Below are 19,481 nucleotides of genomic sequence, written 5' to 3' on the forward strand. Positions count from 1 at the left end.
TCCGGAATCCAGCAGGGGAAGACCTCATGATAAAAAACCTGGCCGGGAATAACCAGTGCAGGAGGGATGCGTTAAGTTTATGCCGCATAAATTCAGGTCATTATGCTTGTTATCTGGTTTTATAACCTGAATATTTGCTTAATTCAGCGTTATATATAGTGCGTGGCGAATGTTGAACAGACAAACAGTGTTTTTTTCTGTGATATATCGACAAGCCAGCAAGAGAAGTGCACTGTAAAAAGGTCGCATCAGCGGCAACGTCGCTCGGACGGTCCGGGCGCTGACGTCACTTCAGAGGATACTATGGCTGATTTCAGTCCAAAACGCCGTTTTGCGCGTATCGACAGACTCCCCCCTTACGTTTTTAACATTACTGCTGAACTGAAAATGGCTGCGCGTCGGCGTGGTGAAGATATTATCGATTTCAGTATGGGGAACCCTGATGGCGCAACCCCTGCACATATTGTTGAAAAATTATGCACGGTAGCGCAACGCCCTGATACCCACGGGTATTCCACTTCAAAAGGGATACCCCGTTTACGTCGTGCAATCTCGCGCTGGTACCAGGACAGATACCAGGTGGATATTGACCCGGAAACAGAAGCGATTGTGACTATTGGGTCGAAAGAGGGCCTGGCGCACTTAATGATGGCAACACTGGATCTGGGTGATACGGTGCTGGTGCCAAACCCGAGCTATCCCATTCATATTTATGGTGCGGTTATTGCCGGGGCGCAGGTGCGTTCAGTACCACTGGTTGAAGGCGTTGATTTCTTCAATGAACTGGAGCGTGCGATTCGGGAAAGCTACCCTAAACCGAAGATGATTATCCTCGGCTTTCCTTCCAACCCCACAGCACAATGTGTTGAGCTGGATTTCTTCGAGAAAGTGGTGGCTCTGGCACGCCGTTACGATGTTCTGGTTGTGCACGATCTGGCCTATGCCGATATTGTTTATGACGGCTGGAAAGCACCATCAATAATGCAGGTGCCTGGAGCCCGGGAAGTTGCTGTGGAATTTTTCACACTCTCCAAAAGCTACAATATGGCGGGTTGGCGTATTGGTTTTATGGTTGGCAATCCAGAATTGGTACATGCACTGGCACGAATTAAAAGTTACCACGACTACGGCACCTTTACTCCACTTCAGGTAGCAGCCATTGCAGCCCTTGAGGGGGATCAAACGTGTGTGCATGAGATTGCCGAAGAATATAAGCGCCGCCGCGATGTACTGGTGAAAGGCCTGCATGAAGCCGGGTGGATGGTAGAGTGCCCGAAGGCATCTATGTATGTCTGGGCAAAAATCCCTGAGCCTTATGCCGGGATGGGGTCGCTGGAATTTGCTAAAAAATTACTGGCAGATGCCAAAGTGTGTGTATCGCCAGGTATTGGTTTTGGTGACTATGGCGATACCCATGTGCGTTTTGCCTTGATTGAAAATAGTGACAGGATTCGCCAGGCGGTGCGTGGCATTAAAGCAATGTTTCGTGCCGATGGCCTGTTGCCTTCTTCCCGGCACCCGGCGGCTGAAGGCGAAAAATAAGCGTTCATTTTCCACATAAACAAAAAAGGCGCTGAGGCGCCTTTTTCTGTTTTACGTAACACACATTGAGAGTGTTATTCCACCATCAGGACAAAGGTTCCGGCCCACACCAGGATGATGACAGAAATTCCCATAAAAAAGTATTTCACAATTGACACTCCGCGTAGTTGTAACGCTAAACAACGTTATTAAAACGTTCTGGTAAAAAGTATAAAAGGCTCTCGTTGCCAGACTGAATAATGAGACTTTTCTTGTTGGTTCTGTTTGCTGTCTTTGGCGAAAAAGTTTCAGTATGGCCTGCCATTCGCGAGTAATGTACTGCGTAAAATAGAGGGGAGCAAGCACGTTTTGGTTGTTTTTTGTACACTCGGAGTGGTTGTGCAAAAATATAAAAAAATAGATATTTATCAGTATATTAAGTGTTACTGATTGGCGACACTTTTTAGTTTTGTTACGTGACTAACCGTTTTTTTACGTGAGTGCCACACCCCCGGGTTAATAATGACGTTATCAGGCATTTGCCTGGTCTGCTTCGGGCATTTGCCTGGTTGAAGTGGATTCAGCGCACAATCCATTAACTCTTTTTAAGTATCACTAAATAATCCGTTGTAGTGACCGATAACTGAGCTATTAGCGCAAAAAAAACACACAGGGGCGAGTATGAGCTTGGTCAGCGGATTAAAAAATATAAGAATTTCAAGGAAATTATATGCCGGGTTTGGTTTGGTATTGCTGCTGGTGGCTATCGCTTCTGCCCTCAGCGTGATGCGCTTTCGGGATATCACTAATATCTACGATAAAACAAATCTCATCTACAACATTAATATTGAGGTTTTCCAGGCAAAAATTAACCGCCTGAAGTATTTCTATTCAGGTGATGATAAAACCCGGGATATTATGGCGAAGTTTGTTACTCATGCCCGGGAATTAGTTCAGGAAGCTAAAGGCCGCCATTGGTCAGAAAAAGAAGCCGCAATGGTGGATGACCTTGGGGCACAGTTGCAGGGTTTTCAGGATAATATTACCCAGATGGGGCAGGCAACGCAGTCCTTGCGCTCGGTAAAACAACAATTAGATGATTACAATGCAAAAGATATGACGGGCGAATTTGCTCAACTGATTCGTACCCCCGTCAGTAATACTCAGGATGCTTACACCATTTATGATTTCTTGTTACTGACAGGCAGTGTGAATGACCAGGCGCTGTCATTACGCCTGAGTGGCACTGAAAGCGCCCGGGCCAAACTGGAGCAAACCTGGAAGCAGGCTGGTGAGAAGTACCAGCAATTATCCGGAGTACTGACACCAGAACAACTTGCACCTTTCACCCGTTTATGGAAAAGCACCAGTGATTATAAAACGGTGAATGATAACTATCTCGCGGCATTTAATGGCCTGAAAGCTGCGGAAGATAATGTGAAAACATCCGGTGATAAAAGCAGTGCCATCGTTAAACAGCTTATTGCGTCTGTCAAAGTTCAAAACGATAAACTGGCATACGGCTCAGCCAGTACTACCCTGGTCATTGGGCTTATCGCTATTTTGATTGGCATTTTCGTCACCTGGTATATTACCCGGCAGATAACGCGCCCGGTTGTACATAACCTGTCATTGGCTCAGCGTATTGCCAGCGGGGATCTCAGTGCGACAATTCAGCCAGGCAGTAATGATGAACTGGGTAAACTGACCAGCGCTATGGGGCAAATGAATACACGCCTGCGCACCATGATAAGTGAAGTGCGTAATAGTGTGTTGTCTGTGACACGTTCGGCAAGCGCCATTGCTGAAGGCAATACTGATTTGTCTGCCCGCACGGAACAGCAGTCTGCTGCAGTTGTGGAAACGGCTGCCAGTATGGAACAACTGACCTCAACAGTACGTAATAACGCAGACAACGCCCGCCATGCCAGCCAGATTGCCGCTGAGGCAACGACTAATGCCGTGCAGGGTGGGGAAGTGGTGCGCAATGTCGTCAGCACTATGGCGGATATCTCCTCCAGCTCGAAGAAAATTTCGGATATCACTGCGGTAATCAACAGTATTGCGTTCCAGACCAATATTCTGGCGTTGAACGCGGCAGTTGAAGCCGCCCGGGCTGGTGAACAGGGCCGTGGGTTTGCGGTAGTGGCCAGTGAAGTGCGTAGCCTCTCTCAGCGTAGTTCTCAGGCGGCAAAAGATATTGCCACACTCATTGATGAATCGGTCAGCCGCATTAATACCGGCAGTTCGCTGGTGGCGAAGGCCGGGGATAACATGGAGCAGATCGTTACATCGGTACGCCGGGTGAATGACATCATTAGCGAAATTTCCTCTGCTTCTGAAGAGCAAAGCCGTGGGATTGCCCAGATTGCTCAGGCAATTTCCGAGCTGGATACCACCACGCAGCAGAATGCCTCTTTGGTGATGGAGTCATCCAGTGCTGCCAATGCGCTGGAAGAGCAGGCGGTTCTGCTGGAGCAACTGGTGGCTAGCTTCCGCCTTGGGGAAATGAATGAGCCAGCCCATTCTCATGCATTGCCTGGCCGGAGCGCAAATCGTCTGCCATCGCCGGGAAATATCCGCTCCGAAACGACGCTCACTAATGACGAGGGTTGGACAACGTTCTGATAAGCATTAAACCTGATTAAGACAGGGTAGTAAGGAAATTATTACTGCCCTGTCCGTTTCTATTAAGGAAATTCTGTATTCCCCCTCACATCCCGAATGAGCCTGGCTTCTGGACGCCAGCATAATCTGCTATTGTCACTCCCTGATATTTATTTTTTGCTTTTCATCCGGCCACTGGCGGCTTGGTAATTCTGTGAAAGTTCCTATTAAACAGATGGAAAGCCCGGTATTACCCAGAAGGCATCAATGAAATTTACAACCCTGTCAGACGATGAAGTGGTGGCTGAACTATGCCGCCGTATCAAGGAAACCCGTATTTCTCAACGCCTGTCGCAAATTGAGCTTGCCAGTCGCGCGCAAGTAGGGATTGCGACAATTAAGCGTGTGGAGCAGGGGGGAGCAGTCACGCTGACCACGTTGATAGGGATTCTGCGGGCACTGGACCGGCTTCACCAACTGGAGTCCGTTCTGTTCGATTCAGAGGTACGCGGGTTTAATGCAGAACTGCATCCTGCTGAGGCTCGCCCGCCACAACGCATCCGCAAAAAAACCGCCACAGTGGCTGAGCCCGATATGCCCGGCAAAGAAAAGGATGGTGGGAAAAAAATGAATGAGTGGTATGCGACAGCCATGGAGAATAGTGTCGTCTGGCCGGTGCACTGGCCAGACGAAAAGAAATAACCTTGTGGTTTATGCCTCGCAAAGGGCAACTTTTATTGCCAGCCCTCCGAGGGCTGTTTCCCGGTATTTGGCATTCATGTCTTTACCGGTTTCGTACATGGTTTCGATAACTTTATCCAGCGACACCCGGGGGACACTGGTGCGCAGCATTGCCATGCTGGCGGCGTTAATGGCTTTTACCGCGGCAATGGCGTTACGCTCAATACAGGGAACCTGCACCTGGCCCGCAACCGGGTCGCAGGTAAGGCCCAGGTTATGCTCCATACCTATTTCCGCTGCATTACAAACTTTTTCCGGGCTGCCACCCAGTAATTCGGCAAGACCGGCAGAGGCCATAGAGCAGGCAACACCGATTTCCCCCTGACAACCTACTTCTGCACCAGAAATTGACGCATTCATTTTGTACAAGATCCCCACGGCACCGGCGGCCAGAAAATAACGCAGCGTGAGTTCCGGTGTGAGTGGCTGAATAAAGTGATCGTAGTACGCCAGCACGGCGGGGATAATGCCACATGCCCCATTAGTTGGGGCCGTAACAACGCGCCCACCTGCAGCATTTTCCTCGCCCACCGCCATGGCGAACATATTCACCCAGTCCATTGCCCTGATAGCATCCGGGCGGATACTTTCGCCGGGAGACAATACACGGTGTAAAGCTGAAGCACGGCGAGGTACGCGCAGAGGCCCGGGCAATACCCCTTCAGTACGTATTCCCCGCTCTATCGCCTGGCGCATGGTATCCCACAACTGTGTCACCCGTTCTTCCACGGCAGCACGCCCGTATAATGCACTTTCGTTTTGCATCATAACGGCGGAAATCGACAGACCATTGGTATGGCAGGTTTCCAGTAAATTGTTTGCTGAGTAAAACGGAAATGGCACGACTACTTCATCCCGTTGTTGCTGGCCAAACTCCGCTTCACTGACCACAAAACCACCGCCCACGGAGTACCAGGTTTTGTGATACAACCGGTGCGGGCCATCCCATGCCGTGAATGTCAGCCCATTTTCGTGCAGTGGCAGGCGGCGGTCATGAAAATTGAGAACCAGTTCCGGGGTAAACTGCATACCCGTTTTGTCTGAAACTGGCAGTTTGCCTGTTTCATTCACTCCACGAATAAATACCGGAATGGCATCAATATCCACGGTTTCTGGTTTATTCCCGGCAAGCCCCATAATGATGGCGATATCCGTATGGTGACCTTTCCCTGTCAGAGATAAAGACCCATAAATATCGACCTCTATCTTGCGTGTCAGCGGCATTAAATCTTGTTCGATTATTTCATCAATAAACAAGTTGCCTGCTACCATTGGCCCAACGGTGTGGGAGCTTGAAGGGCCAATACCAGGTTTGAATATACTGAAAATACTGATCATAAGGGGCCTCCAGCCAGTTATTTCACCAGGTCAAACAGAATGGCCGACATCGCAATCAGCCCAACCAGTACAACGAAAATATTCGACAGTTTCCCACTGTATTTACGCATTGCCGGCACTTTATGAATGGCATACATCGGCATCAGGAACAGCAACATGGCAATAACTGGCCCACCCAGTGTTTCTATCATGCCTAAAATACTGGGGTTCAGAGTGGCAACTGCCCAGGTACTCAGCAGCATAAACAGAGCAGTAAAACGGGATAAGCGTGTTGGTTCAATAGTGCGGCCACGGCTGCGTAATTGTTTAATTACCAGGCCATTAAAGCCTTCACTGGCACCAATATAATGGCCCAGAAAAGATTTGGTGATGGCGACAAATGCAATAATCGGTGCAGACCAGGCAATCAATGGGTTATTAAAATGGTTCGCCAGGTAAGAGAGGATCGAAATATTCTGTGCTTTAGCTTGCGCCAGGTTTTCCGGGCTAAGACTAAGTACACAGCTGAACACAAAAAACATCACGGTGATGACCATCATAATATGTGCACAGCAAAGAATTTTGGTACATTTACTCTCAGCCTGATCACCATATTCTTCACGCTTGGCAACAGCAAAAGCGGAGATAATCGGCGAATGGTTAAATGAGAACACCATAACGGGAATCGCCAGCCACATAGTCATCCATAAACCATGCCCGGAAACACTGGATGTCATGCTATGGAAAATGGCTCCGTTCCAGCCTGGAACCAGGTAGAGGGCCAGTACCATCAAGGTTGCCACAAACGGGAATACCAGAATACTCATAGCACGAACAATAAACTTCTCCCCCAGGCGCACAATAGTCATTAACCCTATGATTAATATCAGGGCAAGCAGGGCACGCGGTGGTGAAGGTAAGTGAAGTTGGTGAACAATAAAGCTGTCTACCGTATTAGTGATGGCAACACTATAAACTAATAAAATAGGATAAATAGCAAAGAAATACAGCAGAGTGATAATTTTCCCGGCACCACAACCAAAGTGCTCTTCAACGACTTCGGTGATATCTTCACCCGGTTTTTTACCGGATAAAACAAAACGACACAAACCACGGTGAGCAAAAAACGTCATTGGGAAAGCAAGTAATGCCATAAATATCAGTGGGAGAAGCCCACCGATACCGGCATTAATCGGCAGGAACAACACACCTGCACCAATTGCTGTGCCATATAATCCGAGCATCCAGATAGTGTCTGTTTTCCGCCATGCCCTGTTTTTATCTGTATAAATTGTCGCCGTTTGAATTGTATCCATAATAATCCTCAGTGGATATTAATTATCCAATTTTTATAAGGTAAAGAAAAAAGATGTACTTCGTTTTTATGGCGGCAAATTTATAGTATTGCTGCGTGGTGGTTAATGTGGGGGATCACATTATCCTGTATTGAAAAAAAATTTTAAAGGATGAAAAATGATGCGTTAAAGAAATGGAGGGTTAAGGGATGAATCTTAATGCCTAATATAGATACAGTAAGAAAGTAATTACCGGTTAAATAACGAATATCTTATAATAAAGCACAATGTATGCGCAGGATCAATATACTATTCCTGAGTAGTATGCCAGATGAATATTGTTGTTATGAAAAGAGCAAAAGCTAAGGGCGAGTATTGTGCTCTGGTGCTTATACATGCACTTGTAGCTGTTCAGACTATGAGCAGAGCAAGAAGGATAACTGGCGTCCCCAGCAGGAATCGAACCTGCAACTAGCCCTTAGGAGGGGCTCGTTATATCCATTTAACTATGGGGACGGGCGGCAGTAGTATACCCGTTTTCGCCGCCACGTTAAGCGCTTAGCGGTTTGTTTGCTTAATAACTCGCCACTAAGCGGCTCAGCGCCGGGGTTTTTTAAATCTCCATGGCTCTTTGCCCCGAGGGTGTTTGGCCGGTATTGCTGCGCGGTCGTTGCGAATTTGTACATGGCTTAGCAGGGCAAAAATAAAGGTACCACCCAGTATGTTTCCGGCCAGTGTGGGCAGGGCAAACGGCCAGAAAAAGTCGTGCCAGGGAATCACATCGCGCATGGCAAGGTAGAGAATTTCCACTGAACCCACCACAATATGCGCGGTATGGCTTAAGGCCATCAGCCATGTCATCAAAATAATCACCACAATTTTGGCTGAACCGGCGGCGGGTAACATCCATACCATGGTTGCGATAATCCAGCCTGCCAGCATAGCGCTGGCCAGCATCTCTCCTGGGGATTTATGCATAATCTCCAGGCCAGAAGTGAGGAAGGCTTCCTGGGTGGGAGCGTCAAAACCGGGCATAACAGAAAACGTAAAGGCGACCACCACCGTACCAATTAAATTCCCGGCAAGGACAACCCCCCACAAGCGTAACAGCAGCAAAATATTACTGCGGGTGGGCAGTTGCATCACGGGTAAAACCGCAGTAACGGTATTTTCAGTAAATAATTGCTGGCGGGCTAAAATAACAATCATAAAGCCGAAGGAATAACCAAGGTTTTCCAGTAAAAAATGCCCCGGGATCCCTTCCAGATAGCGGGTGAATAATCCCCTTGCCAGAAAAGAAGCTCCCATGGATAAACCTGCGGCAACGCCAGACCAGAACAAAGCCAGCGGCTCCCGCTCCAGCTCTTTTTCCCCTTCCTGGCGAATACTTTCATGGGTTGCCATCGCCCGGGACGGCAGATCTGCTTCATCCACCACAATATCTGAACCACTCGCCCGTTCTTTGCTATCTACCTGTAAACGGTCGTCATCAGGTTGGGAAGGCTTATCCTGCATCGTTGTTACTCCCTGCAAAACGTTCAGAATATAAGCGTAGTGGCTGCGTCTGAATGGCGCAAAAATGCAGATTAATCGGACTAAACACAGCACCCGGTGCGTAGACTTAATAAGTAAGGATGTTACAATCGCAACATATTTTCATTCTGGTAACAGCAAAAAAACATGCCCGGAGTGCGAATCACGGCTGTTATATCCGTATAAAAAAAGTAATCAGTGTGGTTTTTTGCGGCTTTACTTTTCCGTAATCCCGGTATGATTTTTCTTATACGGCTACTATTAATGCAACAACCAGAATCCTTGGCCCAACACTGCCACCTTATAAGTGGTTGCGCTATTTAACAGGGAGACACCTATGAATTTTCGCCTGACCAGCCTGGCGATGGCGGTTACGGTTCTGGCCGGGTGCGCCAGCCATCCTGATGAACAGGGGCGCTCAGATCCTCTGGAAGGTTTCAACCGCACGATGTTTACCTTCAACTATGATGTGCTGGATCCTTATGTGGTTCGCCCTGTCGCTGTTGCCTGGCGTGATTATGTCCCGCAACCTGCCCGTAATGGTTTAAGCAACTTCACCAGCAACCTTGAAGAACCGGCTACTATGGTGAACTACTTCCTGCAGGGCGATCCGTATAAAGGCTTCGTGCATTTTACGCGTTTCTTCCTGAATACCTTGTTGGGGATGGGCGGGTTTATGGATGTGGCGGGTATGGCTAACCCCAAACTCCAGCGCGAAGTGCCGCACCGCTTCGGGAGTACCCTTGGGCATTACGGCATGGGCTACGGGCCATATGTAGAACTGCCTTTCTATGGGAGCTTTACCATACGTGAAGATGGTGGGCAGTTTGTTGATGACCTGTACCCGGTGCTTTCATGGCTGACCTGGCCGATGTCTATTGGTAAATGGACTATTGAAGGTATTGAAACCCGCGCGCAGTTACTGGATTCAGACGGCCTGTTGCGCCAGTCCAGCGACCCTTACGTGATGGTGCGTGAAGCCTACTTCCAGCGTTATGACTTTATTGCCCGTGGCGGCAAACTGAAGCCTGAAGTGAACCCGAATGCCGCCGCTATTCAGGATGACCTGAAAGATATCGACTCACAATAATTGCTGGCCGGGGTGTTTGCCGTGGTTGATAGTAGTTTGAATAACGAGCCAAATCGCTATATACAAATAGCTATATAAAAGAAAAAAGGGTGAGCCAGTGCTCACCCTTTCTCGTTATATCAGGCTGGCAAAATCAGAAACGGTAGTTGAAGTTAGCGCCATACAGCCAGGCCTTACCATCAGATTCAAACTTGTAAGGGCCTTCCTCAATAGTAACGTGCTGACCGTGCATGTAAGATACCCCTACATCAACAGACGCATCTGGCGTGATGGCATAAGTTGCCCCTGCGCTCAGCCACAAGCGATCCTGGTCAGGAATGGAGATGGAACGGGTTGAGGCTGGCACCGGGCTGTCATCAAAGGCGATACCGGTACGCAGTGTCCAGCTATCATCCAGGTAGTAGGTTGTCCCCAGAGCAATACGCCACGCATCTTTGAACTTCTCATCTTTCTGGAACAGAACGCCGCCGTCGTTACCCGTTGCTTTCAGCTCCTGGAACTGGCTCCAGCTGGTATATGTCAGGCTGTAGTGGACTGCCCATTTCGGTGCAACACGGTTATACCCTGATAACTCCCACATTTCTGGCAGGTTCAGTGTTAAAGAACCATCGACAGTTTGCCCGTTGGTTCCGGCAGGTAAGCCCATACCCGCGTAGATAGCCTGCAGGTTACTGGGCAGTGCGCTGGACGGAGGCAGAGAGCTCTTATAGTTGCCGTCGAAGTCAATTTTAACTTCAGAGCGGTATGTAAAGCCGTAGCGGTTGTTTTTATCCAGCTCGTACAAAATACCGGCGTTCCAGCCAAAGCCCCAGGCATCCCCTTTCAGGTGAGCAATCTGGGTATCTGCCGGAACGTTTAAATACTGTGCGTAAGCCGGGTATTGTGCTGCAGCCATCAGGCCCGCATCCCCGGCATAACGTTCAATTTTTGCTTTGGCAAATACGGCGTCAAACCCTAAGCCAAAACTCCAGTGCTGGTTCAGGCGGTAGGCACCGCTTAAATTCAGGTTAAGGGTTTCCAGGTCTGTTTTACCGCCCATAGTACCAGCGGCATAATCATTACTGTATTCGGTCGCGAGACCATAATTGGAAGTAATGGATGCCCCCCAACCGAACTGGTCATTGATTGGTGCGACAAAATGGAAATTGGGCACCCAGGCTGTCGGCGCGATGTTTTTGGCATCAAGGCTCTGGCCGCTGGGAGACTTACCAGAAATATCAACGCCCGGATCAACAAACACAGCGCCCAAAGACATCGCCGGGCGATCAAACAGCATGATAGTTGCCGGGTTACGGCTGGCGGACCCTGCGTTGTCGCCAATGGCGCCTTCACCGGAATATGCCCGGCCAAGGCCAGAAGAAGAAAATTCATTTAACTGAAAGCCTGCTGACCAGGCCTGAGTTGATACGACAGCCACTGCAATTGCAAGAGCACATTTGGTAAAACGGGGTTTCTGACTCATACCCAAAACCTCATTCTCATCAATTATTGTTATTCAAACAATGTTACATATGGTAACAGGAGCGCGAAGTGTAGGGTCTGACGATGTACAGAGAAATCAGACCAGTGGCGAGAGTATAGGTCTGACCAGTAACTATGTTGCAAGTTTGTTTATAATATTTTTCAAATATGTTTAATAAAACGCGAGCTCCATAGCAAAAAACAGGGCAGATTCCGTCAAGTGAATAACTCTGGTTTGTTTTGCATCAAAATGATGTGTGATTTTAATCACTATCAGTAACCAAAGCAGACAAGCACTGGAGGTGTGCTCCCGGGCCTCATAAACTATAAACAGTGTTTCAGTTTCCTCAGGCCAAAGCGAAAGGAGAGTGTAATGAGCCAGAATAAAGCGCAAGAAACGCCGGTATGTTGCTGTGTTGATGTGGGCACAATTATGGACAACACCGATTCTGTTGCCACGTGGAGCCGGGTTTTTGACTCCAAAGCAGAAGCTGAGCAGATGCGTGAAAGCCTGGAGGCCAAAGCGCGAGCAGTGGAATCGGAACCTTGCCAGATAACCTCATCCATGCAAGATGAAGCCGGTGGTGTTCGGCTGGATATGCAGTTTGTATTTAGCTGCCAGGCTGAATCACTCATTTTCCAGCTTGGTTTACGTTAAGCCGCGGGTTTGCCGAAAACGGGGGTGCCGTTATTTTCGGTGGCGAATACCTTAATTACGCCTGTCTGCACACTACCTCCGGGTAGTGTGCACATTCCTCGCGAGTTGCCCTCCAGTGCAATTTCGTGTTTTGCCTCGCACTTTTCCCTTATTGCAGTTGGCGTAGTGTAAAAATTTGGTTAAAACTTTTATCAGGTCAGACCACTTTGCGCTAATTATTCTATTCGGGGAGCCTTATGAAACAGCCGCTGCCACTGGTTACACGCCAGGGGGATCGTATTGCATTTATTGCCGGGTTAAGAACACCGTTCGCACGCCAGGCTACTGCGTTTCATGGTATACCCGCTGTTGATCTGGGAAAAATGGTGGTGAGTGAACTACTCACTCGCAATGAAATAGACCCGCAACTGGTTCAACAGTTGGTATTCGGCCAGGTTGTACAAATGCCGGAAGCACCCAATATCGCCCGGGAAATTGTCCTGGGAACCGGGATGTCAGTTCATACTGATGCATACAGCGTCAGCCGCGCCTGTGCCACCAGTTTCCAGGCTGTTGCTAATATCGCCGAAAGTATTATGGTTGGCACCATTCATACTGGTGTTGCGGGCGGGGCGGATTCATCTTCTGTTCTGCCCATAGGGGTGAGCCGTAAGCTGGCAAAAACGTTGGTTGATATCACAAAAACGCGTTCAGTCGCGCAACGCCTTAAGCTTTTTTCCCGCCTGCACCTGCGTGACCTGATGCCTGTCCCTCCTGCTGTTGCGGAATACTCAACTGGCTTACGCATGGGGGACACCGCGGAACAAATGGCCAAAACGCACAGTATTTCACGTGAAGATCAGGATGCCCTGGCTTACCGTTCACACCAGCTTGCCGCGCTTGCCTGGCAGGAGGGCAAGTTGAATGATGAGGTCATGACCGCCTTTATTCCTCCTTATAAAGCCGCCTTTCACCAGGATAATAATATTCGCCCGGAAACCTCTCTGGCAGATTATGCCCGCCTGCGCCCGGCCTTTGATCGCAAACATGGCAGTGTTACTGCAGCAAACAGCACGCCGCTGACTGACGGTGCCTCGGCTGTCATTATGATGGCGGAGTCACAGGCGAAATCACTGGGTTTACAACCATTAGGCTACCTGCGCAGCTATGCGTTTACCGCAATTGATGTCTGGCAGGACATGTTGCTGGGGCCTGCCTGGTCCACGCCGCTGGCACTCTCCAGGGCAGGAATAACACTTGCCGACCTGACACTGTTTGATATGCACGAAGCCTTTGCCGCACAAACATTGACGAACCTGAAGTGCCTCGCCAGCGATAAATTTGGCCGGGAAGTGCTGGGGCAGAGTGGGGCAACCGGCGAGGTCGATATGGACAAATTTAATGTGCTGGGCGGTTCGCTGGCCTACGGGCACCCCTTTGCAGCAACAGGCACACGAATGATTACGCAGACACTCAATGAATTACGCCGTCGTGGTGGTGGGCTTGGGCTGGTCACGGCCTGTGCAGCGGGTGGGCTTGGTGCGGCAATGGTACTGGAGAGCGAATAATGGAACAGATTTCCGCATTTAACCTGGTGGTGGGCCCGGACAATATTGCCATTGTGACTATTGATGTCCCGGGCGAAAAAATGAATACCCTGCGGGCGGAGTTTGTTAATGAAGTAAAAAATTTGCTGAGTGAACTGAACACACTGAATGAACTGGAAGGTGTGGTGCTGGTTTCCGGTAAACCAGATAACTTTGTTGCCGGGGCAGATATTCGCATGATTGAAGCCTGCCAGACCGCCGGGGAGGCCAGCCAGTTGGCCCGAGCCGGGCAGCAAGTCATGGCGGAATTAAGTAGCTTACGAGTTCCTGTTGTTGCGGCTATTCATGGCGCCTGCCTTGGCGGTGGCCTGGAGCTGGCGCTGGCCTGCCACAGCCGGGTATGTTCAGATTCCTCGCAAACCCAGTTAGGCTTGCCTGAAGTGCAATTAGGTTTATTGCCGGGGTCAGGAGGTACACAACGCCTGCCGCGCCTGATAGGGCTGCCAGGCGCACTGGACATGATCCTGACAGGGAAATCGTTGCGCCCACGGCAGGCCAAAAAATGTGGCCTGGTTGATGATGTCGTCCCGCAAAGTATTTTGTTGGCAACGGCGGTTTCCCTGGCAAAAAAAGGCCCACAACCCGCACAACCGCTACCGTTGAAAACTCGTTTGTTAACGGGGAAGCTGGCACGAACGCTTATTTTTAATACTGCCCGTAAAAAGACCCTGGCAAAGACTCAGGGCAACTACCCGGCAGCAGAGCGCATTCTTGATGTGATGGAAACCGGCTTATCTTCTGGCATGGCAAATGGCTTTGCTGCGGAAGCTCAGGCATTTGGTGAGCTGGCAATGACGCCTGAATCGGCGGCACTGCGCAGCCTGTTTTTTGCCAGCACTGATTTGAAAAAAGACCCGGGGAGCGCCACTCCACCAGTCAGCGTTAAGCGAGTGGGGATATTGGGTGGTGGGTTGATGGGCGGCGGTATTGCCAGTGTAAGCGCAACTAAAGCCGGGCTGCCGGTGCGCATTAAAGATATCAATGACAAAGGTATTAACCACGCTCTGCAATATGCCTGGTCACTGCTGGATAAAAAAGTCCGCCGTCGCCACCTGACGGCTTGCGAACGTAATCTGCAAATGGCACGTATTTCCGGTGGCACCGATTACCGTGGCTTTGGCCAGTGTCAGTTGGTTATTGAGGCGGTATTTGAAGATTTGGCACTGAAGCAAAAAATGGTCAGTGAAATCGAAGAACACTGTGCACCAGGCACTATCTTTGCCTCAAATACATCGTCATTACCCATCGCAGAGATAGCCCGGGAGGCAGGTGCGCCGGGTAGGGTTATCGGGCTACACTATTTCAGCCCGGTAGATAAAATGCCGTTGGTGGAAGTTATCCCTCATGCTGGTACAGATGCGGAAGTGGTTTCCACTGTAGTAGCCCTGGCCAAAAAACAGGGAAAAACGCCGATAGTTGTGGGCGACTGCGCCGGGTTTTATGTGAACCGTATTCTCGCCCCTTATATTAACGAAGCGATACGTTGCCTGGCCGAGGGTGAGCCCATCGAACATATTGATAATGCCCTGGTTAAAAAAGGGTTTCCTGTTGGGCCACTACAGTTGCTGGACGAAGTGGGTATTGATATCGGCACGAAAATTATGCCGGTTCTGGAAGCCGCTTATGGTGAGCGTTTTGCCGCACCGCAATCTGCGGTTAGCGCAATTTTAGGTGATGACCGCAAAGGGCGTAAAAATGGACGGGGTTTCTACCTGTATCAGGCGAAACACAAAAATCCATTTAAAGCTAATAAAAAACAACCAGATACATCTGTTTATTCTGTGCTGGGTGTAACGCCACGGGTGAATAAACCGGGTGAAGAAATAGCGGAGCGCTGTCTGTTTTTGATGCTGAATGAAGCCGCCCGTTGCCTGGATGAGAACGTGCTGCGTTCTGTGCGTGATGGTGATATTGGCGCGGTGTTTGGTATCGGTTTTCCGCCTTTTCTTGGCGGGCCATTTCGCTACATGGACAGCCTTGGGGCAAGTGAAGTCGTCAGCCGTCTGACTCAGCTTGCTGAACGCTATGGTGAAAGGTTTACGCCGTGTGGGCTTTTGCAACAAATGGCAAAAGATGGTGAGTTTTTTTGGCGAAAAAATGAACCTGTCCAGTGACAGAGAACTCTAAGTTTTTGTAAAAGTGACTGCAAATAACGACAGTGTGGTTATTTTATAAACGGATATTGACTATCCTTACAGCAATGCGGTAAAACACACCGTTCAATTTGATGTATGGATAAGGCACAATGCCCGACCCCCTGTTAGCGCGTACGGATTGCGGTTGGTTTCGTGCGGGGTGAGCAGGTGTTTCTGGTTAACAAAAGCGGTGCAATATGCAAGTTTTTATCATGCGTCATGGCGACGCGGCGCTCGATGCCGCCAGTGATTCGGTTCGTCCTCTCACTCAGGTGGGGATCGACGAAACGCAAATGATGGCGACCTGGTTAAAAGGTCAGCAGGTAGAAATTGGACGTGTTTTGGTGAGTCCATTTTTACGTGCGGAGCAAACACTGGATGTTGTGAGTCAGCAACTTTCTCTGCCTGGCGAGAAAGAGACAATGCCTGAATTAACGCCTTGCGGCGATGTGGGTCTGGTAGGGTGTTATCTCCAGGCGCTTGCAGAGCAGGGTGAAAAGTCAGTGCTGGTTATTTCTCACCTGCCATTGGTGGGGTACCTTGTATCAGAACTGTGCCCAGAGGAAACGCCTCCGATGTTCTGCACATCGGCGATTGCTTCCGTCACTATTGCGCCGGAAACGGGCAAAGGGGCATTCGAATGGCAAATCAGTCCGTGTAATTTGAAAGTGGCAAAAGCAATTTAATGCCTGAACACTTAAGAGCCGCTTGCCGGCTCTACGTGTTTCTGGGCTCAGGGAAGTTCAGGTGGCTGCCACTCATCCACTTCAATCAACACCAGCAATGCCGCATCACCACCCCACTCTTTGGGAGCCTGGTGAAAAGCCATAACGTGCGGGTGCTGGGCCAGCCACAATGGGGTTTGTTGCTTCAGAATATGTTTCCCGTGCCCGTGCATTACGCAGGCGCAATATACATGTTCCCGGCGGCAGGCAGCAATTAACGCCCCTAACTCTTGTTTGGCCTGCAGTTGCGTTAACCCGTGTAAATCCAGCATCAAATCTGGCGTGTAATCACCGCGGCGCAGTTTTTTCAGCTCAAAATGGCTGACACCTTCGCGGACATAACGCATCGGCCCTTCACTGGAAAGTAGCGGCTGAAATTCATCTGAAAAATAGTGGCTGGCGTCAACTTGTTCCTGTACCAGGCGTTTTACCGGCATTTCAGTGATTTTTTTGCGTACCGGGCGATGAACAATTGTGTCCTGAGCCAGTTTACGGGTGCCGCGCATTAATTCACGGAACAGCGCCTGGTCTTCCGTACTCAACTGCGCTTTTTTCTTCATATCGTTTTATTCCTGTCATGCAATACCTGCCAGTTTACCTGCTTTAATGGTTGCAATTAAATAAAACCGCCAATTTCAGCTCTGGGGGGTGCCCTGTTGCTGATTTATCGCCTGGTTCGTGGCAAACTAGCGGCCGAAACAACAGCGCTAACGGCCTGCGGAGGGCATGTGGATAAAATTTTTGTCGAAGAGGCAGTCAGTGAACTGCACACTATTCAGGATATGCTGCGTTGGGCCGTCAGCCGTTTTAGCGCGGCAAATATTTGGTACGGGCACGGCACGGATAACCCGTGGGATGAAGCCGTACAACTGGTGCTCCCAACCCTCTATCTGCCACTGGATATCCCTGAAGATATGCGCCAGTGCCGCCTGACATCCAGCGAACGTCACCGCATTGTTGAACGGGTGATTCGCCGTGTGAATGAGCGTATACCGGTTGCCTACCTGACCAATAAAGCCTGGTTCTGCGGCCACGAGTTCTATGTTGATGAACGGGTACTGGTGCCGCGTTCGCCAATTGGTGAACTGATCAACACACATTTTGCCGGTCTGGCGGATGGCGAGCCGGCACATATTCTGGATATGTGCACAGGCAGCGGGTGTATTGCTATTGCCTGCGCTTACGCCTTCCCGGAAGCTGAAGTGGATGCAGTGGATATCTCCCCGGATGCACTGGCTGTGGCGGAGCGCAACATTGCAGAACACGGGCTGGAACACCAGGTAACCCCGATTCGCTCTGACCTGTTCCGTGATTTACCCAAAGTGCAGTACGACATTATTGTGACCAACCCGCCGTATGTTGACGCAGAAGATATGTCGGATTTGCCGGGCGAATACCGCTTTGAGCCTGAACTGGGGCTGGCGGCGGGCACTGATGGCCTGAAACTGGCGCGCCGGATACTGGCCTGTTCCCCGGACTACCTGGCTGACGGCGGCATCCTGATTTGTGAAGTCGGCAACAGCATGGTACATCTGGCAGAACAATACCCGGATGTCCCTTTCACCTGGCTTGAATTTGATAACGGCGGTGATGGCGTCTTTATGCTGACCAAAGCACAGCTTATTGCCGCACATGAACATTTCAGTATTTATAAAGATTAATCTGCTGTGGGCTGTCTGGCCCACAATGCCCCTTGAAACGATAACAACGGTAAGGAGCCGTGATGGCAGGTAATACTATTGGACAGGTATTCCGTGTAACCACTTTTGGTGAGTCACATGGGTTGGCGTTGGGCTGTATTGTTGATGGTGTCCCGCCAGGTATTTCGCTCACTGAAGCGGACTTGCAACATGACCTGGACCGCCGTCGTCCGGGAACATCGCGTTACACCACACAACGCCGTGAACCGGACCAGGTAAAAATTTTATCCGGGGTATTCGAAGGTGTCACCACCGGAACCAGCATTGGGTTGCTTATCGAAAATACCGATCAGCGTTCTCAGGATTACAGCGCCATTAAAGATGTATTCCGCCCGGGCCATGCTGATTACACCTATGAGCAAAAATATGGCCTGCGCGATTATCGTGGTGGGGGCCGTTCATCTGCTCGTGAAACAGCAATGCGCGTTGCCGCTGGTGCGATTGCCAAGAAATATCTGGCTGAAAAATTCGGTATTGTGGTGCGTGCCTGCCTTTCTCAAATGGGCGATATCCCACTGGATATTGTTGACTGGGAACAGGTTGAACAAAATGCGTTCTTCTGCCCGGATCCCGAAAAAGTGGCTGCACTTGATGAACTGATGCGTGCACTCAAGAAAGAAGGGGACTCAATCGGCGCGAAAGTGACGGTGGTTGCCGATAACGTACCGCCGGGTTTTGGTGAGCCGGTTTTCGACCGCCTGGATGCAGATATCGCTCATGCACTGATGAGCATTAACGCCGTAAAAGGTGTTGAAATTGGTGATGGTTTTGGCGTGGTGGGGCTGCGTGGCAGTGAAAACCGCGACGAAATAACTCAGGCCGGTTTCAGCAGCAACCATGCTGGTGGCGTATTGGGTGGTATCAGCAGTGGCCAGCAAATCGTGGCGAACATTGCACTGAAACCGACTTCCAGCATTATGGTGCCAGGTAAAACGATTAACCGTGCAGGCGAAGAAGTTGAGATGGTCACTCGCGGTCGTCATGACCCTTGTGTGGGGATTCGTGCTGTGCCAATTGCCGAAGCTATGCTGGCAATCGTGCTGATGGACCACGCGTTGCGCCAGCGTGCGCAAAATGGGGATGTAGCCTGCCCACTTCCACGCTGGTAATAC

16 protein-coding genes and 1 tRNA gene are annotated in these 19,481 nt (G+C 49.9%); 10 read left to right on the forward strand and 7 right to left on the reverse strand.

From position 1 onward, the window contains the following. Positions 1-303 precede the first annotated feature (303 nt). Positions 304-1,542 carry an alanine transaminase gene (alaC, locus tag DES37_RS09680; protein ID WP_036116118.1) on the forward strand — a complete coding sequence of 413 codons (1,239 nt, stop codon included), beginning with the start codon at positions 304-306 and terminating at the stop codon, positions 1,540-1,542. A gap of 74 nt (positions 1,543-1,616) precedes the next feature. Here alaC and ypdK read toward each other — a convergent pair whose 3' ends face one another. Then, the gene (ypdK, locus tag DES37_RS26170) at positions 1,617-1,700 is read right to left on the reverse strand and encodes a membrane protein YpdK (RefSeq protein ID WP_425451704.1); all 84 of its coding nucleotides are present in this window, start codon (positions 1,698-1,700) and stop codon (positions 1,617-1,619) included. Positions 1,701-2,202: 502 nt separating this feature from the next. On the opposite strand from ypdK, the gene DES37_RS09690 reads away from it, so the two are divergent. Next, positions 2,203-4,149, forward strand: a complete 1,947-nt coding sequence (locus DES37_RS09690) for a methyl-accepting chemotaxis protein (RefSeq protein ID WP_110025664.1) — start codon at positions 2,203-2,205, stop codon at positions 4,147-4,149. A 246-nt stretch (positions 4,150-4,395) separates the two neighbouring features. Further along, positions 4,396-4,830, forward strand: coding sequence for a helix-turn-helix domain-containing protein (locus DES37_RS09695; protein ID WP_036116114.1), 435 nt, complete (start codon positions 4,396-4,398; stop codon positions 4,828-4,830). Positions 4,831-4,839: 9 nt separating this feature from the next. Here the strand turns inward: DES37_RS09695 and DES37_RS09700 are convergent, their stop codons facing one another. The 4 genes from DES37_RS09700 to DES37_RS09715 form a co-directional block, all read right to left on the reverse strand. After that, the gene (locus DES37_RS09700; protein ID WP_036116109.1) at positions 4,840-6,207 is read right to left on the reverse strand and encodes an L-serine ammonia-lyase; all 1,368 of its coding nucleotides are present in this window, start codon (positions 6,205-6,207) and stop codon (positions 4,840-4,842) included. 17 nt (positions 6,208-6,224) lie between these two features. Further along, positions 6,225-7,502 (reverse strand): HAAAP family serine/threonine permease, encoded by a 1,278-nt coding sequence (locus DES37_RS09705; RefSeq protein WP_110025665.1) that lies wholly within the window; start codon positions 7,500-7,502, stop codon positions 6,225-6,227. 420 nt (positions 7,503-7,922) lie between these two features. Then, positions 7,923-7,997: transfer RNA gene (locus DES37_RS09710), tRNA-Arg, on the reverse strand. Positions 7,998-8,078: 81 nt separating this feature from the next. Then, on the reverse strand, positions 8,079-8,996 hold the full coding sequence (locus DES37_RS09715) for a formate/nitrite transporter family protein (RefSeq protein ID WP_110025666.1): 918 nt from the start codon (positions 8,994-8,996) through the stop codon (positions 8,079-8,081). A 355-nt stretch (positions 8,997-9,351) separates the two neighbouring features. On the opposite strand from DES37_RS09715, the gene mlaA reads away from it, so the two are divergent. Then, positions 9,352-10,104, forward strand: a complete 753-nt coding sequence (mlaA, locus tag DES37_RS09720) for a phospholipid-binding lipoprotein MlaA (RefSeq protein ID WP_036116100.1) — start codon at positions 9,352-9,354, stop codon at positions 10,102-10,104. 133 nt (positions 10,105-10,237) lie between these two features. On the opposite strand, the gene fadL is transcribed toward mlaA, so the two are convergent. Further along, the gene (fadL, locus tag DES37_RS09725) at positions 10,238-11,566 is read right to left on the reverse strand and encodes a long-chain fatty acid transporter FadL (RefSeq protein WP_036116099.1); all 1,329 of its coding nucleotides are present in this window, start codon (positions 11,564-11,566) and stop codon (positions 10,238-10,240) included. Positions 11,567-11,938: 372 nt separating this feature from the next. On the opposite strand from fadL, the gene DES37_RS09735 reads away from it, so the two are divergent. The 4 genes from DES37_RS09735 (at position 11,939) to sixA (ending at position 16,630) form a co-directional block, all read left to right on the forward strand. Further along, entirely contained in the window at positions 11,939-12,223 is a 285-nt protein-coding gene (locus tag DES37_RS09735) for a YfcZ/YiiS family protein (RefSeq protein WP_036116098.1), read from the forward strand. Positions 12,224-12,459: 236 nt separating this feature from the next. Next, positions 12,460-13,770, forward strand: a complete 1,311-nt coding sequence (gene fadI, locus DES37_RS09740) for an acetyl-CoA C-acyltransferase FadI (RefSeq protein WP_110025669.1) — start codon at positions 12,460-12,462, stop codon at positions 13,768-13,770. Continuing rightward, the gene (fadJ, locus tag DES37_RS09745) at positions 13,770-15,923 is read left to right on the forward strand and encodes a fatty acid oxidation complex subunit alpha FadJ (protein WP_110025670.1); all 2,154 of its coding nucleotides are present in this window, start codon (positions 13,770-13,772) and stop codon (positions 15,921-15,923) included. Before fadI ends, fadJ begins: the two co-directional genes overlap by 1 nt. A gap of 218 nt (positions 15,924-16,141) precedes the next feature. Further along, on the forward strand, positions 16,142-16,630 hold the full coding sequence (gene sixA, locus DES37_RS09750) for a phosphohistidine phosphatase SixA (RefSeq protein ID WP_036116087.1): 489 nt from the start codon (positions 16,142-16,144) through the stop codon (positions 16,628-16,630). A gap of 47 nt (positions 16,631-16,677) precedes the next feature. Here sixA and smrB read toward each other — a convergent pair whose 3' ends face one another. Beyond that, complete coding sequence (gene smrB, locus DES37_RS09755; RefSeq protein WP_110025671.1) at positions 16,678-17,229, reverse strand: endonuclease SmrB; 552 nt, start codon at positions 17,227-17,229, stop codon at positions 16,678-16,680. A gap of 168 nt (positions 17,230-17,397) precedes the next feature. On the opposite strand from smrB, the gene prmB reads away from it, so the two are divergent. Then, positions 17,398-18,330: a 50S ribosomal protein L3 N(5)-glutamine methyltransferase gene (gene prmB, locus DES37_RS09760; protein WP_110025759.1), complete on the forward strand. Its 933-nt coding sequence runs from the start codon at positions 17,398-17,400 to the stop codon at positions 18,328-18,330. A 62-nt stretch (positions 18,331-18,392) separates the two neighbouring features. Then, on the forward strand, positions 18,393-19,478 hold the full coding sequence (gene aroC, locus DES37_RS09765; RefSeq protein ID WP_110025672.1) for a chorismate synthase: 1,086 nt from the start codon (positions 18,393-18,395) through the stop codon (positions 19,476-19,478). The last annotated feature ends 3 nt before the right edge of the window (positions 19,479-19,481 follow it).

The organism is Mangrovibacter plantisponsor (genome assembly GCF_003182475.1).
In the GTDB taxonomy this organism is placed as follows: domain Bacteria; phylum Pseudomonadota; class Gammaproteobacteria; order Enterobacterales; family Enterobacteriaceae; genus Mangrovibacter; species Mangrovibacter plantisponsor.

Bases quoted from the DNA above. Each gene is read 5' to 3' on its own strand.
- alaC (WP_036116118.1), top strand. From the start codon at position 304: ATGGCTGATTTCAGTCCAAAACGCCGTTTTGCGCGTATCGACAGACTC.
- DES37_RS09690 (WP_110025664.1), top strand. From the start codon at position 2,203: ATGAGCTTGGTCAGCGGATTAAAAAATATAAGAATTTCAAGGAAATTA.
- DES37_RS09695 (WP_036116114.1), top strand. From the start codon at position 4,396: ATGAAATTTACAACCCTGTCAGACGATGAAGTGGTGGCTGAACTATGC.
- DES37_RS09700 (WP_036116109.1), bottom strand. From the start codon at position 6,207: ATGATCAGTATTTTCAGTATATTCAAACCTGGTATTGGCCCTTCAAGC.
- DES37_RS09705 (WP_110025665.1), bottom strand. From the start codon at position 7,502: ATGGATACAATTCAAACGGCGACAATTTATACAGATAAAAACAGGGCA.
- DES37_RS09715 (WP_110025666.1), bottom strand. From the start codon at position 8,996: ATGCAGGATAAGCCTTCCCAACCTGATGACGACCGTTTACAGGTAGAT.
- mlaA (WP_036116100.1), top strand. From the start codon at position 9,352: ATGAATTTTCGCCTGACCAGCCTGGCGATGGCGGTTACGGTTCTGGCC.
- fadL (WP_036116099.1), bottom strand. From the start codon at position 11,566: ATGAGTCAGAAACCCCGTTTTACCAAATGTGCTCTTGCAATTGCAGTG.
- DES37_RS09735 (WP_036116098.1), top strand. From the start codon at position 11,939: ATGAGCCAGAATAAAGCGCAAGAAACGCCGGTATGTTGCTGTGTTGAT.
- fadI (WP_110025669.1), top strand. From the start codon at position 12,460: ATGAAACAGCCGCTGCCACTGGTTACACGCCAGGGGGATCGTATTGCA.
- fadJ (WP_110025670.1), top strand. From the start codon at position 13,770: ATGGAACAGATTTCCGCATTTAACCTGGTGGTGGGCCCGGACAATATT.
- sixA (WP_036116087.1), top strand. From the start codon at position 16,142: ATGCAAGTTTTTATCATGCGTCATGGCGACGCGGCGCTCGATGCCGCC.
- smrB (WP_110025671.1), bottom strand. From the start codon at position 17,229: ATGAAGAAAAAAGCGCAGTTGAGTACGGAAGACCAGGCGCTGTTCCGT.
- aroC (WP_110025672.1), top strand. From the start codon at position 18,393: ATGGCAGGTAATACTATTGGACAGGTATTCCGTGTAACCACTTTTGGT.